At 37.7% G+C, this 14,731-nt stretch carries 12 protein-coding genes and 1 pseudogene; 6 read left to right on the top strand and 7 right to left on the bottom strand.

What is annotated here, in order from left to right:
• Positions 1 to 176 precede the first annotated feature (176 nt).
• Complete coding sequence (locus tag F908_RS10625) at positions 177 to 1,964, top strand: alpha/beta hydrolase (RefSeq protein WP_005161590.1); 1,788 nt, start codon at positions 177 to 179, stop codon at positions 1,962 to 1,964.
• A gap of 43 nt (positions 1,965 to 2,007) precedes the next feature.
• On the opposite strand, the gene F908_RS10630 is transcribed toward F908_RS10625, so the two are convergent.
• Entirely contained in the window at positions 2,008 to 2,877 is an 870-nt protein-coding gene (locus tag F908_RS10630; RefSeq protein WP_005161594.1) for an IS982 family transposase, read from the bottom strand.
• A 379-nt stretch (positions 2,878 to 3,256) separates the two neighbouring features.
• On the opposite strand from F908_RS10630, the gene F908_RS10635 reads away from it, so the two are divergent.
• Positions 3,257 to 4,258 (top strand): hypothetical protein, encoded by a 1,002-nt coding sequence (locus F908_RS10635; protein ID WP_005161596.1) that lies wholly within the window; start codon positions 3,257 to 3,259, stop codon positions 4,256 to 4,258.
• Between the two features lie 56 nt (positions 4,259 to 4,314).
• Positions 4,315 to 4,680 carry a hypothetical protein gene (locus F908_RS10640; protein ID WP_005161599.1) on the top strand — a complete coding sequence of 122 codons (366 nt, stop codon included), beginning with the start codon at positions 4,315 to 4,317 and terminating at the stop codon, positions 4,678 to 4,680.
• A gap of 165 nt (positions 4,681 to 4,845) precedes the next feature.
• Here the strand turns inward: F908_RS10640 and F908_RS10645 are convergent.
• Both F908_RS10645 and F908_RS10650 read right to left on the bottom strand, forming a co-directional pair.
• A pseudogene (locus F908_RS10645) lies at positions 4,846 to 5,616 on the bottom strand (hydrolase or metal-binding protein); the annotation flags it as partial.
• A 26-nt stretch (positions 5,617 to 5,642) separates the two neighbouring features.
• Positions 5,643 to 6,536 carry an AraC family transcriptional regulator gene (locus F908_RS10650; protein WP_005161604.1) on the bottom strand — a complete coding sequence of 298 codons (894 nt, stop codon included), beginning with the start codon at positions 6,534 to 6,536 and terminating at the stop codon, positions 5,643 to 5,645.
• Between the two features lie 101 nt (positions 6,537 to 6,637).
• Between F908_RS10650 and F908_RS10655 the strand changes: the two genes are divergently transcribed.
• Positions 6,638 to 7,390, top strand: coding sequence for an SDR family oxidoreductase (locus F908_RS10655; RefSeq protein WP_005161607.1), 753 nt, complete (start codon positions 6,638 to 6,640; stop codon positions 7,388 to 7,390).
• Between the two features lie 75 nt (positions 7,391 to 7,465).
• On the opposite strand, the gene F908_RS10660 is transcribed toward F908_RS10655, so the two are convergent.
• Positions 7,466 to 8,110 (bottom strand): hypothetical protein, encoded by a 645-nt coding sequence (locus F908_RS10660; protein WP_005161610.1) that lies wholly within the window; start codon positions 8,108 to 8,110, stop codon positions 7,466 to 7,468.
• 12 nt (positions 8,111 to 8,122) lie between these two features.
• The gene (locus F908_RS10665) at positions 8,123 to 9,088 is read right to left on the bottom strand and encodes a 5'/3'-nucleotidase SurE (protein WP_034602738.1); all 966 of its coding nucleotides are present in this window, start codon (positions 9,086 to 9,088) and stop codon (positions 8,123 to 8,125) included.
• A 188-nt stretch (positions 9,089 to 9,276) separates the two neighbouring features.
• On the opposite strand from F908_RS10665, the gene F908_RS16195 reads away from it, so the two are divergent.
• The gene (locus F908_RS16195) at positions 9,277 to 9,510 is read left to right on the top strand and encodes a hypothetical protein (protein WP_005161616.1); all 234 of its coding nucleotides are present in this window, start codon (positions 9,277 to 9,279) and stop codon (positions 9,508 to 9,510) included.
• 302 nt (positions 9,511 to 9,812) lie between these two features.
• Here F908_RS16195 and ppk1 read toward each other — a convergent pair whose 3' ends face one another.
• Together ppk1 and F908_RS10680 are read right to left on the bottom strand one after the other, a co-directional pair.
• Positions 9,813 to 11,894 carry a polyphosphate kinase 1 gene (ppk1, locus tag F908_RS10675; RefSeq protein WP_005161617.1) on the bottom strand — a complete coding sequence of 694 codons (2,082 nt, stop codon included), beginning with the start codon at positions 11,892 to 11,894 and terminating at the stop codon, positions 9,813 to 9,815.
• Positions 11,895 to 12,162: 268 nt separating this feature from the next.
• Positions 12,163 to 13,788 carry an inorganic phosphate transporter gene (locus F908_RS10680; protein ID WP_005161620.1) on the bottom strand — a complete coding sequence of 542 codons (1,626 nt, stop codon included), beginning with the start codon at positions 13,786 to 13,788 and terminating at the stop codon, positions 12,163 to 12,165.
• Between the two features lie 189 nt (positions 13,789 to 13,977).
• Between F908_RS10680 and F908_RS10685 the strand changes: the two genes are divergently transcribed.
• Positions 13,978 to 14,421, top strand: a complete 444-nt coding sequence (locus F908_RS10685) for a universal stress protein (protein ID WP_005161622.1) — start codon at positions 13,978 to 13,980, stop codon at positions 14,419 to 14,421.
• Positions 14,422 to 14,731: the final 310 nt, after the last annotated feature.

Here is a 14,731-nt window from a genome sequence, read left to right on the forward strand (position 1 = left end):
TATTTAACTTTCAGTTATATTTTTAATCATTGGTAAAGTCAGCACCATGTGATTATACAAAAGCAAAAAACTAAAGTTTGTAATGAATCAGGAGATCTAATTCAAATTGCAAAATATATTAATGGTGTCGGTGTAGAAGACTCCTTTTTTGAATGTAAATTTTTAGGAAATACTCAATGAAAAGTGAACTGATTAGTAAGAAAAATTCGAATACACTGATATTATTATTACATGGTTACAGGGGTGATTCAAAGCGACTTATTAGTCTAAAAAAGGCTATAAAAAATAAATGGCAGAATGCAAAATGCTTAAGCCCTGATATGCCTTTTTCACTTTGGTCAACTGTTAATCCCAACGAAATTATTATTCAACTTATTAAAACACTTAATGAAGAAATTCAAAAAGCTAATAACACTGAAACTCCTATAGTAAATATAATATTTATTGGGCATAGTTTTGGTGCACTGCTTGCACGAAAACTCTATGTAATTGCAAGTGGGGAAACGAAGCAAGCTCCTTTTGAACCTGCATTTAAAGAACTTGGACCTAGAACTAAAGATGGACTGCTATTACCTCAGCCTTGGGCAACTAATGTTTCAAGACTGATTTTATTGGCTGGCATGAATAGAGGTTGGCATATTACTCATCATCTAGGTATAAGTAAAGCTGCCTTATGGATGACAGGAGCCCTATTTAGCCATATAGCCCGTTTGTTTTTTGGTCAGATATTAGTTATTTCAACAATTCGGCAAGGTGCAGAATTTATTACACAGTTAAGAATCCAATGGGTTCGGATGAGACAACAATACAAACGAAATATTAATAATAGCCAACTAGGAGGAGCTATAACCATTCAATTGCTTGGCTCAATAGACGATATCGTTGCTCCAGAAGATAATATTGATCTCGTTTCAGGTGGTGATTTTATTTATCTTGATGTTCCCTATAGTGGTCATACAAATATTATTGATCTAGATCATCCAGTTTTTGGTATTGAACGGCAAAGAATCTTTTTATTGGCACTGACAGGCTCTATTGAAGAACTTGAAAAAAATGCAATTATTCCTGCTGATGAACAGTTTGGAGCTCCCAATGAAAATATCCAAAACATGGTATTTGTTATTCATGGTATTCGGGATGTAGGTTATTGGACTCACAAAATCGCCAGACAAATTAAGTATGGCGCAAAGCGAACAAATACCCTTAATGAATGGACTACTGAAACATCAAGTTATGGCTATTTTCCTATGCTTCCCTTTCTTTTTTCATGGTATCGACGCAGAAAAGTAGAGTGGTTAATGGATCAATATACTGAAGCATTGGCAAGATATCCAAATGCGTCATTCTCCTATGTTGGGCATAGCAATGGAACATATCTCTTAGCAAAAGCATTAGAGCTATACCCTTGTTGTACTTTTGACAAGGTGGTTTTTGCTGGAAGCGTAGTACGATCATCCTATGATTGGCAACGTTTCATGGATGGAAAAAACCCTCAGGTAAAGGCTGTATTAAACTTTGTGGCAACGCGGGATTGGGTTGTAGCTTTTTTCCCTAAATTCTTTGAGTTTTTAAAATGGCAAGACCTTGGAAGTGCTGGACATGATGGCTTTATGATTGCCCAACATAATCCTAATATCTATCAAATTACTTACATTAAAGGTGGACATGGGGCTGCAATCCAAGAACCTGTATGGGATACGATTTCTAACTTCGTTCTGACAGGTGATATACAACCTCAACAATTAGAACAAATAAGTCAACGACGAAATTTATTGGTAGAGTTAGGAGGGAAATTTCCTCCATTGGCATGGATAATCATTGGCGGATTAATATTTTACATTTGGACAAGAATTCAGTTACTAATTAATTGGATATTTTCAGATAGCACTTCACAACAATTCTCTACAGGATTCGCTCTTTCGGCCTACATACTTATACTTTGGTTAATATTAACTCGTGTATAAACATCACCATTTGAACCATTTATCTATATAACCCCAATCCTGTTTAAGCCCTCGATTCATAAACCTGAATCGTTGGCTTATTTTGATGACAGAGTTGATAAGCACATAAAGAAGCATAGATACCTGCTAAATAGCCTGCAACACTTCGGGCTTTAGTCGTTACTAAATGGTATGTTCCCTTAAGCAAGCTGAATAAAGTTTCAATCTTGTTGCGTTGTTTGAGATGATATTCATCTTCTTCTGATAATTGAACTGCCTGCATATTTTTACGGTGATAAGTAATTAAATCAATACTTTGATTTATAAGTTTACTTTTGAGTTCATGACTAATGTAGCCACGATCAGCATAGAGTTTCGCTTTTAATCCTTCAACTAATTGCTCAACCATTTTGATATCTGCTGTATGTCCATTTGATAAAGCAGTGCTCACAATTTCTCCTGACTGATTCATAATTAAATGTAGCTTACAGCCAAAGAACCAACCCATTGAACTTTTACCTCGTGTTGCAATCTCAATCATAGATTGATGACGTTGAATCCGCTGATTTTTACAGACAGGTAATGTTGTTGAATCAATCCATAAATAAGGGCTTTGATGATCTTTCATCAGAGCAAAATGTAAGGCATGTAAAGCGAGTTGATGCGTATTGATCAGGTGAATCATACGCTGGTAACAAGGTAGGCTTTTGAATAAATGGAAATCGTTATGTCTCAATGCTCTAAAGAATGCTTTAAAGTTATTGAAATGTGAACATTTATACCAAATTGCAATAAAGACAATTTCAGAAATACTAAGCTGTGCAGGGCGAATTCTTAAGCATGTGAGGTTTTGCTTTAAGAATTTCCAATAAATTGATTCAAATTTTAGAAAGAAATCATCAATCAGGCAGAATAATTGGGTACTATCGAACATAAGGGCTAGAGTCGTGAGTTTGGTGTGGTAACTCAACTGATGGCTCTAGTCCTTCTCTTTTTCAAGTCTATTGCTTATCCGTGATTCAGGTTATATAAAATCTAAAGATAAATAAATTAAAAATTTTATTAGAAAATAAAATTTTTTAATTTTTATTTAACCAATCAATATAATAACAAACACACTTCAGAATTAAATTCTATCGCCAATTCAAATAAACCCTATAAAAATTCACTATAAATAAAACAAAAAAGTATCTTTAAATATACTTAATACACCCCCTAAAGACCACCCAACCATCCATCACATTCTATCTTGACAACCACTCATTGGATATTGTTTATTATATCTACAAGAAAATAATACGAGAAATTAAAAAATGAAAGACAAACTTAATTTAACTTATTATCGTACCTACTTACCTATATTTTTAGTATTTTTATCTGGTTGTTCCCCCTACATTTACAAAGAAAGCATCAATAACTTATCAGCAGCAATTACTTCAATAGCTACTACTGGAGATACTGCATCCAATTCAATGCTTGATTTAAGAGAAGCTCATTTAGAAGAAAAAATTTCTAAGAATCAAGAGGCTATTATCACGACTCCTAAATTTTGTAATATTGAGTATGGTCAACCAATAAAAACCTGTACTATTGGCCCTAAAAACCCAATTCAGGATAAATTATTTATTAATCAACAGAAACTCTATAGTGATGCAGAAGAACTCTTACTAAAACAAAAAGATATATTAAAATTATTAAATGAATATTCTTTAGCATTAAATAAGATTACTAATGCTAAAGATCAAGATGATTTAAAACAAGCAAGTAACACTCTAGCAACTTCTACAGCCAATTTGATTAATTTAAAATATAATCTTGAAGGTAATTCAGAAGCTACTGCTAATGAAGCTGCTTATAAAGCTTCTGCTTCGATATTATCTAGTGTTTCTGGGTTATATTTAAATCATAAACGGTATAAAGCACTCAAGACTGCTGTTCAACAAGTAAATCCTGTACTTAATGCACTAGTAACTCCAATTGGAAATTCATTACTAAATGCAAAAAATGCTCAACTCAATTTTCTTACAAATAGAATAGAAGATACCATCTATAAATTGAATAGTGAAAATAAAAAAATCACTCCTAATCAATATAACACCCTATTAGAATTACTAAAACGGGATGTTGCTGATGTGAATATCTTAAATATGTCAAATCCAACAAAGACTGCTAAGGAGTTAATATCTGCTCATGATTCTCTAAATAATTCTCTTAAATCTTCAAGTTGGTCAAATAAAGGACAATTTAATGCCTTTACTGAACAGGTTAAAATTTTAGTTAAAGATACCGAAGATTTAAAAAACGCATTAAAATAAATTAATTAATTTACTATCCTAAGATTGTTAAATAACTAAAGAATAAGGATAAAATAATGAGTAATGAAATCCAGCAATTACAAAACCAAATGGAAACCGCACTTATTGCTATTAGTAAGATAAAAATGAAAATAGTAAAACTCTTAAGCGATGAAAATATAACTGAATCTAAACGACAAATTTTAAAAGGAGAAATAAGTGGGCTTGCTCTAAAAGAAAGTCAAATTATTAGTAGCACAGTCAATAAAATGATGAATACAGAAGAATATAAAAATGCAGTTGCATCTATTAAACAGGCAACAGAAGATCTTACCAGTATAGCTGAAGAAACAATAAACTTAACAAATTCTGTAAATAAACTTAGCAAAACATTTGATAAAATAGTTAAGTTTATCGGTTTAGTTGCACCTTTTGTAATCTAAATCCAACTTATAGAATTTACAGAATATAAAAACATTAAAAAATGACCCTATTAAAGTAGGGTTGTTTTTTTAATGTATCACTACTTAAATAAAAAATAGATATATCAAAATTAGGGGGAATTCTATTCCCCCCTGTTGCCTAATCTCACCCAATCAATTCAAAGCCTACACCGACTGCTGCAACCCTTTCTGAATATCCTGAACATGGATCAGATCATGCGTTTGCTGATGCTCTGACCTTGCTTCATCCGTGTAGAGCTCCTCAACAATATCCAATCCCTCCTCACCTACTACCTCAAAGCTGGCATTGCCATAGCCCTGCCGTGCCACATGGTCCAGTGCCTCCTGATAAAATCCTGCTGCCTTGCTCTGTTCATCCATCTGTTTGGCTGAAGTAATTGCTTCCTGCAAATTCACGCCCTCACGTAAGGTCAAGTCCACATAATAGATTGGGGTACGATAACTTTGGGTGGTGCTTTTACCTCTCAAAGTGAGTTGCAACGGCAGGCATGAAAGTAAATCATCTGATGCTGCATGGTAATAACGCAACCGTGCTGCCAAAGTACGAATACTATTAAAACCTGTGGTTCTAAAGATAAATGTGCCAAACTCATCCGATTCATCCAGATTGACATAAAGCCTACCGTAGGGTTTGCATAGCCCACCTTGTGCCAGTGGACAAAGATCAGGTGATGGACATGGATGTTGTTCAATGCCATTTTGCCCAAGTCGCTGACAGGTTTCCCCATTGCCTGAACAGATCAAGCGTCCAGTCTGGCGGTCAAACAGGCTGTGCTCTGCCCGCAGGTTTAGTTCAGGATCATTGAAGATCATCCATACTGGTATGGTTCTAAGTTTCTGGTTCTGTGCTCTGACTCGTAGCTGTTCATCCAGTGGATATTTGACCCATCTGGCTTTATTTTGGATTTGGTTAGTTTTAAAGATTACTGTTTTGGTTAATATTAAGAATAAGTAAATTTGCTTGGCGCCAGCCCCACATATCGACTAAAAGCTGTACTAAAAGCACTAGCTGACCCATAACCCACCTGCTCTGCAATTTGAGTAATTGTCAGGTTCTGCTGCGAAAGCAAATCTTTTGCAATCGTCATACGCCAAGCTAAAAGATACTCCATTGGCGGGATACCTATTGCATTGGTAAATCGCTCAAAAAATGTAGAGCGAGATAAAGCGACCTTTCTAGCCAACTCATCCATTGTCCATGAATGGGATGGATTACCATGAATATGACGTAATGCCTCAGCTAAACGTGGTTCAGCCAGACCTCGAAGTAACCCAACTGGAGCATCTACTTTTTCCATTAAACGTAATGATTCAATTAATAAGATTTCAACCAATCTCATTAATATGTGCTCTCGACCTGAACGCTGTTCAGTAAATTCATCTCGAATAAGTTGTACAAGTACTGAAAGCTTTTCTGCGCTTTGTACATGTAAAAGTTGCGGTAGTAATGACACGAATAATGCAGTATCAACTGAATCAAATGAAAAGTATCCACCTAGCATCAGTACATCAGGTTGCCCATCTTGATCTCCATGTCGAACTTCTTCTGTTACATGAGATGTATTTTTTGCATCGACTTGCTCAGACACTACTGACCCAAACCCTGATATTGTAAAACTGGGAGTTACAGGCATAAACACGAAATCACCCTCATTCAATATCACAGGTTCTTTTCCCTGTATTGTGAGCAGGCAACTCCCTTTTAGAATGGTGCAAAAGCTTGGTTGTTCAAAAGCAGAATAATAAATCCCCCATTTTCCTGCACCACTGATGAGTTTACTCGATACTGTCCGTGGTCGAAGTAATGTAATAATTTCTGATAAAGGATCAATCATAATCGGACGTTAAGTAAAATTATACAGACTATAAATTATAGATCATCCAAATTCTAAGTTCTATCATTTTAAGTACGGACAATGTTTAAAGAAGATACCTTATGAAAACTGTACTTATCACTGGATGTTCATCTGGCTATGGTTTAGAAACAGCTCGCTATTTCCTATCAAAGAACTGGAATGTGATTGCGACAATGCGAACACCAAATCCTGAACTATTACCAAGCTCAGAACATTTACGCATTTTGCCACTTGATATAACCAATCCTGAAAGTATCAGGGCCTTGATTCAAACCATAGGGTTAATTGATGTATTGGTGAATAATGCAGGAATTGGTGTTGTGGGAGCTTTTGAAGCGACATCGATGGATATTATTAAGGAAGTATTTGAAACTAATACTTTCGGGACGATGGCAATGATGCAGGCAGTTATGCCTCAATTTAGAGAACGAAATTCAGGTGTTATTGTCAATGTCACCTCTAGTGTGACACTTGCAGCGATGCCATTAGCTGCTGCATATACTGCCAGTAAAACTGCAATTACGGGTTTGACTGAATCCATTGCCTTTGAATTAGCATCCTTTAATATTCGGGTAAAGCTGGTTGAGCCAGGTTATGCTCCAACAACTCGTTTTGCAGAAAATGGTGGAGCACGAATGCAGGACTTGATTCCTGAACAGTATATGACATTTGCAGAACCAATATTTGCAGCTTTTGCTCACCCCAAAGCGATCACAAAAGAAATAGATGTTGCTGAAGCCATCTGGCAGGCAGTCAATGATGCTTCTAATCAACTTCACTATGCCGCTGGTGCAGATGCGGTTGCTCTTACTCAAATGCACAAGATTGAATAAATCTTCGATATTGTATTTTTAAATATCATTATTAAGAAAACGCCAATAAATCAAATTTTATTGGCGTTTTATAATCTAAGATTCAGCAAATGCCCAAATATCTTTTGAGCCTACTGTATCTGATAACAGTCTAAAGCCTGCTGGTTCCAGATCCTGATCCATCACCACATAGCCTTTAACATTATTTTTCATTGCTTCGCATTTATTATCAGTTAATTGATAAGTTGCTGTATTCGCCAGTAAACTTTCACTCATCACACCAGAAAACATACAGTTCTGATCCTTTGAAATGATTTGTCCCTGGGCCTTAACTTCAACTGGAATCATTGAACCATCTGCAAATGACAGGGTATATGTCCCCATCAACTGATTGAGGTTTAATTTCTGGTCGGCGATCTTTTCATAATGAGCAAACTGGACCTTAAAGTTTTTATCAGCCTGATTACTCTGCCATGACTTACTCTGCACATCATAGTGCATCACAATCTTTGCACGGTCCTGTTCATCATCCAGCACCAATAGCTTACCACCATCACCACCAGAATAATATTTGCCAACCATTGGTAATTCCTGGTCTGTTTCAACGCTTACAATATAGGTACCCAGCGCTAAACCTGGCGCCAAGTCTGGCTTCTCCACAGTCTCCTGCTGGTCTTTGTTATCATTATTACAGGCCGTCAGCCCCAGCCCAAGAAGCAGAATCCATAAACAACATTTCATGGCTGTTCTCCTTTACTTGAACAAGTTTTTAAGACGTATTTTAAGCCATTCCTGAGCTGCTGGACGCTGGTCATAGGCAACCTGCATTGCGGTCACGGCAATCTTGCTTTGCATCACCGCACTTTCATCTGCTGCCTGTGCCGCTGTTGGTGCATTTGGGGCAATGTCATACCCAAGCCCATATTGATTGACGCCTTTATCATCCTTGCTGACCTTAAACTTGAAATTGTATAGGTCGTAGGTACCAATTCTAGAAAATGCAAAGGGTGTACTGCTGGTCAGGTTCTTTGGAAAATTAACATTCAGGGTAATGCCTTTTGGCAATAATGGCCCCTGACCCGCTTTACCTTGTAGCTCTTTTAACAACACCACTGTCTGTTTTGCGACAATAGCTGAATTGGCATTGTTTAAGGTTTTATCATCAACCGTATTGGTATCTGCACTCAGGGCAATAGACGGAATACCTTTTCCCGCTGAAAACTGTACATTACCAATCGTTCCAGAATGTACAACAACTTTTCCAACATTCTGCCCCTCATTTGGTCCAGACAGTACCAAGTCTGGTGCTTTACCCCATTGTTTCACTGCAACGACATCCAGTCCATAAGCCGTTGCCATAACGGGTGTACCATGAACATAGTTCCAGTTACCATTGGTGTAGCCTGTTTTTGTAAAACCACCTGCTGCGGGAGCGCCAATTGGTGCCGCACCATTATGGCAGCCATTTTCAGCGGCAATTTGCTTGTCATTATCAACTGATATTGTTGTTGGGCTATACATGACAATAGCACCACCCCGACCGCTTTGTGGTGAACATGGTACAGAAACAGCCACGCTATGCCCATTTGCCTTGAGTTCATCATAGAGTGCCTTGATGTTGCTGGTCAGCCCATCATCATTAACCAACAGGATATTTAGGGCGAAGCTATGTGTTGAACAAGCAGCCAGGACAAGTCCACCAAGAAGACTTCTTTTCATTGTAAAATCACTATGCAGGGATATTTTTCCAAACATTAGTACTTGAGTATGTAAGTTTTATGACCAGATTTAAGCTAAATATCCTTTTAAAAAAAATAAAAATCATATTCTTGTTGTTGTCTTAAATTCTTAACAAAAATTAATTAGTTTAAACAGATTGCTTATGAAAACTAAAAGGCTGCTTGAAAATGACCAATACATCTATTTTTACAAAACTCACCCATTTGATTGAATCATATAGCCAGGAACATAAAGCGAAACCTCAAAAAATATTAATTGGGTATAAAGCCTATAACGACCTGATGGGAAATTCTGAATTCGCTGATGAAGTCACCAACTCTGCATTAAACCCGCACAAAAGAAAGTATAAAAAGATCAAACTTAAAATCACCAAAGATGACCATCAACTTGAACTTGAATGATTTCCTGAAAAACCATGTAGGACAGATTAATTGTTGCCAGGTAACTGGCAATGAAAGTCACCCAGCTGTTCCCTTAATTTTAATGGCTCGATAACAGAAAATTTTTTTTAAATTTATACCCACATGTATTTTCCACTTCGTTCTAGAACTAAACAGAAACCCACATGAGTGGGTCAAAAAATCATCATTCTGTATCAGGAACATAAAAGTTATTATTTTTGTGATTCAACTGGTTTTTATTCTTTTTATAGAACCAGTATAAAACACTGTTATTACAGTTAAGTTACCCAAGCTTTATATGACTAAACTTCTCTGTCCATCAGGTATCTCTGGGCAATATGAACCACTTGATCCTGTTTGGGCTGACACTGCAACCAGGTACCATCTGCCTGCAACTCCCATGCCCTGCGATTATCTTTTAGATAGTTGTTCAAGCCATCCTCTATAATTAGCTTACGTAATTTCTTGTCTTCAATTGGAAAACAGGTTTCTATACGGGAGAACAGGTTGCGCCCCATCCAGTCCGCACTAGCGCAATAAAGTTTACTGTCACCATCATTATGGAAATAGTAAACACGGGTATGTTCCAAATAACGTCCAACGATTGATCTCACCCGAATGTTTTCTGACAACCCCTTGACCTGTGGTCTCAAACAGCAGATTGAGCGAATGATCAGGTCAATCTGGACCCCAGCCTGTGAGGCCTTATATAAAGCATTGATGAGTTGGGGTTCAGTCAAGGCATTGACCTTAATCATGATATGGGCTTTTTTACCCGCCTTGCTGTGCTCAATTTCCTGCTGAATCAAATCAATAAGTTGGGAATGCAAGGTAAATGGAGCATGAAAAAGTTTTTTCAGTTTTGCCATTTTGCCCATACCCGTCAACTCCTGAAAGATTTTATGCACATCCTCACAAATCTCCTCATCACTGGTGAGTAAACCATAGTCAGTGTAAATCTTTGCATTGGTTGCATGATAATTGCCCGTTCCCAAATGCACATAACGCTTAATCCTATCTTGTTCCCGACGCACAACCAGAATCATTTTGGCATGGGTTTTATAACCTACAATACCGTAGACAACAACGGCCCCCGCCTCCTGAAGCACATTGGCAACCTCAATATTTGATTCCTCATCAAAACGTGCCCTCAGTTCAATAACAGCGGTAACCTCCTTTCCATTTCTTGCAGCTTCGGCAAGAATCTGCACAATCTCGGAGTCTGCCCCACTACGGTAAAGGGTTTGTTTAATTGCCAGCACATTTGGATCATAGGCCGCATCCCTCAGCAATTTGGTTACTGGCTTGAAACTATCAAATGGATGGTGTAACAACACATCACCAGCTTTCAGCACATCAAAGATAGGCTTCTTGGTATATAAGGCTTTTGGAATTTTTTGCTGGTAGGGCTGAAAACGTAAGTCTGGCAAATCAAAATTCGAGATAAAGCGAGCAAGATTGACAGGACCATCCACAAAATAGAGGCGGTCTTTTTCCAGTTCAAACTGTTCAAGTAAATAGTCAGCAATATGTATTGGACAGTTTTTATTGACCTCAAGCCTAACCGCACGTCCAAAACGTCTTGCTGAAAGTTCCCCTTTGAGTGCTGTCGCCAAATCCTCAACATCCTCGGAAACAGTCAGGTCCGCATTTCGTGTCACCCGAAATTGATGACACCCTGTTGCTTTCATACCAGGAAACAGGTCTGAAATATGCTCCTGTATAATGGCTGACAGCAAAATGTAGTGTTCTGCATTACCAGAAATTTCCTTTGGCAGTTTAACCAACCGTGGTAAAGACCTTGGTGCAGGCACAATGGCTAAATCAATTTCTCGGCCAAAAGCATCCTTACCCTCTAAAGTGACAATAAAGTTTAGGCTTTTGTTCACCAAACGCGGGAATGGATGGGCTGGGTCTAAACTGATCGGTGTGACAACAGGCTGCACTTCACTAAAAAAGTAGTCTTTGATCCATGCTTTGTGCTTTTCCAGAATATCGCCGTGCTGTATGTAGTGCACTCCATAACCCTGTAATTGGGGAAGAATGGAATGGTTCAATATTTTATATTGCTCCTCCACTGCTTCATGCACAACTTTAGAAATTCTTTCCAGCACTTCTACCAAAGGCATTCCCTCTGGCCCTGTAGTGGCGCCATTACCAGAGATATTCATTTGCTGGATCAGGCTAGCAACCCTAATTTCAAAAAACTCATCCAGATTTCGTGAAAAAATGATGAGGAAGTTAAGGCGTTCCAATAAAGGATGTTCAACATCTTTCGCCTGTGCAAGCACCCGTTTATGAAACTCTAATAATGATAACTCTCGATTAATATAAGTTTCCAAACAGTGTTCCTGACTGTTTGTTAGTGCCTGCAATGAAGTCATGATCAACCTTTATCCCTTTATAAAATTTTTTAATTTTAGGGCGTTCCACTGCGTACTTACCCCTATTCTTATTCTCTAAAAACTGTATTGCAAATTAATGACGTACCCTATTTAAATATAATTTTCTGACAGCCCATTAGAATTATAATTTTTCCCCAAGCAATACTGATCAGTCATAAAAAAACCATATCAGAAAACAGGGTAAGCACATTACATGCTTTACCCTGCCCTGGTTCTGGAACCTTTCAGTTCATTCTTACGTTAAAGTTTATTTCGCAACAAACTGTAAGAATAACCAGTATAGGCAACCTGATAACACAATCGTTGCAGGCAATGTAAAAACCCAGGCCGAAAGAATGGTTTTTACTGTATTAAAGTTTAAACCTGACTTATTTGCGACCATTGTGCCTGCAACTGCACTATTTAACACATGTGTTGTTGAGACTGGCATGCCCAAGCCATCAGCTGCCGCAATGGTACTCATCGCAACCAACTCAGCAGACATCCCCTGACCATAGGTCATGTGATTTTTTCCAATTCGCTCCCCAACCGTTACCACAATCCTTTTCCATCCCACCATAGTCCCAAGTCCCAAAGCCAGTGCGACCGCAACCTTAACCCAGGTTGGAATATATTGCAGAAAAGAGTCCAAACTTTTACGGTACTCTTTCACTGTCTTGGCTTGGTCACTTGACATCTCAGGTAGTTGTTTCATCTTTTCCAGACGTTTAAATGCAGTAGTATTCAAATACATGTCATTGCGAATGACCGTCACTTCATTCTCAGGAATCGCTTTTAAATCTTTATACTGCGCAACATTTTCACCCAACTGGTGAGTTAACACAGCCAGGGCAGGCAAAACCTCTGGATTAATTTCCTTAGTCTGAATATAACGTGTAACAACATTTCTTGCCTGGTCGGTTGAAAGATTGAACTGTCTTTGGGAGTCAAGAATTAAAACCGTTTGACTTGATAATTGCTCAAAGCCATACAGTTGATTCGTATCCATGTTCTTATTCAGGGAATAGGCTAAAGGAACCAAACCAATCAAAATCAGCATGATTAGACCCATACCCTTTTGCCCATCATTGGAACCATGGGCAAAACTTACACCAGTACAGGTAAAAATCAAAAGTGCACGAATCACTGGCGGCGGTGGTTTATTTCCTTCAGGCGGCTGAAACAACTCCAGCTTTTTTCTAAAAACTTTTTTGACCAGGATAAATACGACTGCGGCAAAAGCGAAGCCAATCAATGGAGAAAAAAGCAGCGCCTTACCCACTTTGAAAACCTGATCCATGTCAACATTTGAACCATTCCCTGATGACAACAGGTAATTCATCACGGCAACACCCAAAATAGACCCAATCATGGTATGTGAGCTGGAAGCAGGTATTCCAAGGAACCATGTACCTAGGTTCCATATAATCGCAGCAAGCAGCATTGCAAAAACCATCGCAAAACCAGCCCCAGAACTGACATTCATAATCAGTTCTACAGGAAGCAAGGCGATAATACCGTAGGCAACAGCACCACTGGCAACCATGACACCTAAAAAGTTACAGAATCCTGCCCACATTACTGCCACTGATGCAGGCAATGCATTTGTATAAATGACTGTGGCAACAGCGTTTGCTGTATCATGAAATCCATTGACAAACTCAAACCCCAAAGCAACCAATAATGCTGCCGCCAACAAAGCTAAGGAATAAAAACTTAAAGCTGGAACACTCGCCAAATCAGTTGATAGCTGAAAACCTATATAAATCAAAGTTGCAATTAAAATTGATAAAAATACGGGCATAAACCATTTAGGTGAAACAGTATGTACATTCGTCGACTTGCTGGATGATTGCTCTATCATATTTGCAAGAGGAATGGGATTGGAATTCATAAGGAAAAAACACTAAAAAGGACATCCGTATTTTAAAATTTTAATAATGACAATTTGTTGACATTTTCAGTGGTTCAGAAGTTTTATACTTTAGCCTAAAATAGTTTTCCCTTTGGCATAAATCATTTTTTTGAAATATATTTCAGATAGCTTAAGCAGGTCAATTACCCTTATGATGGTAAAAAAACCATGGTTTACCAAAATATTCTCGTTCCTGTAGATAGTTCTGAAGAATCTTTCGCCGCTATTCAACATGCCATTGAGATTGCCAAAGCATTTCAAAGTGAAATTACCATTGTACAAGTGTTGACCCTTGACCCCTATATTGCGCATGAGTATCTAAATTCAGGACAAACCAATCCATTAATTGAACGTGCCAGAACTTTTATTCAGGCAAATTTACAAAACGTTTATAATAGGTTTGTCACCGAAACCAATGTTGATATAAAAATAAGATTACTTGAGGGTGAGAGTGTTACCCATACGCTTATTAACATGGTTGAGCAATCTAAAACGGATCTGGTTGTAATCAGCTCTCATGGCCGTAGTGGATTAAAAAAACTGATTTGGGGAAGTATCACTCAAAACCTTATCTCTGAACTTAATATTCCTATTTTTATTGTTAAACCCTAACTATTTTTTCAGATGAATGAAGAAACAAAAATGAGTTACTGTATTCAAATAACCATGATGCATCTTCCTTATTCCATGGAATTTAACTGCTGCAACTCTTTATGGATATCCTGAACTCTGTTCATCGATTTGCTTGGCTGAGCCAATCGCTTTGGACACGTGCATTAAACCTGAGTGAGATACCCAGATAATCGGATATTTATCTTGCAATAACAAGTTTGTAACACCAGGTTCATTAAGAAACTGCCATTTTACATGGTGTCACCACCATATCCTGACGAGTAGCTAGGATGAAAGCACGAATACCCTG

Source organism: Acinetobacter sp. NIPH 284, assembly GCF_000369425.1.
Taxonomy (GTDB): domain Bacteria; phylum Pseudomonadota; class Gammaproteobacteria; order Pseudomonadales; family Moraxellaceae; genus Acinetobacter.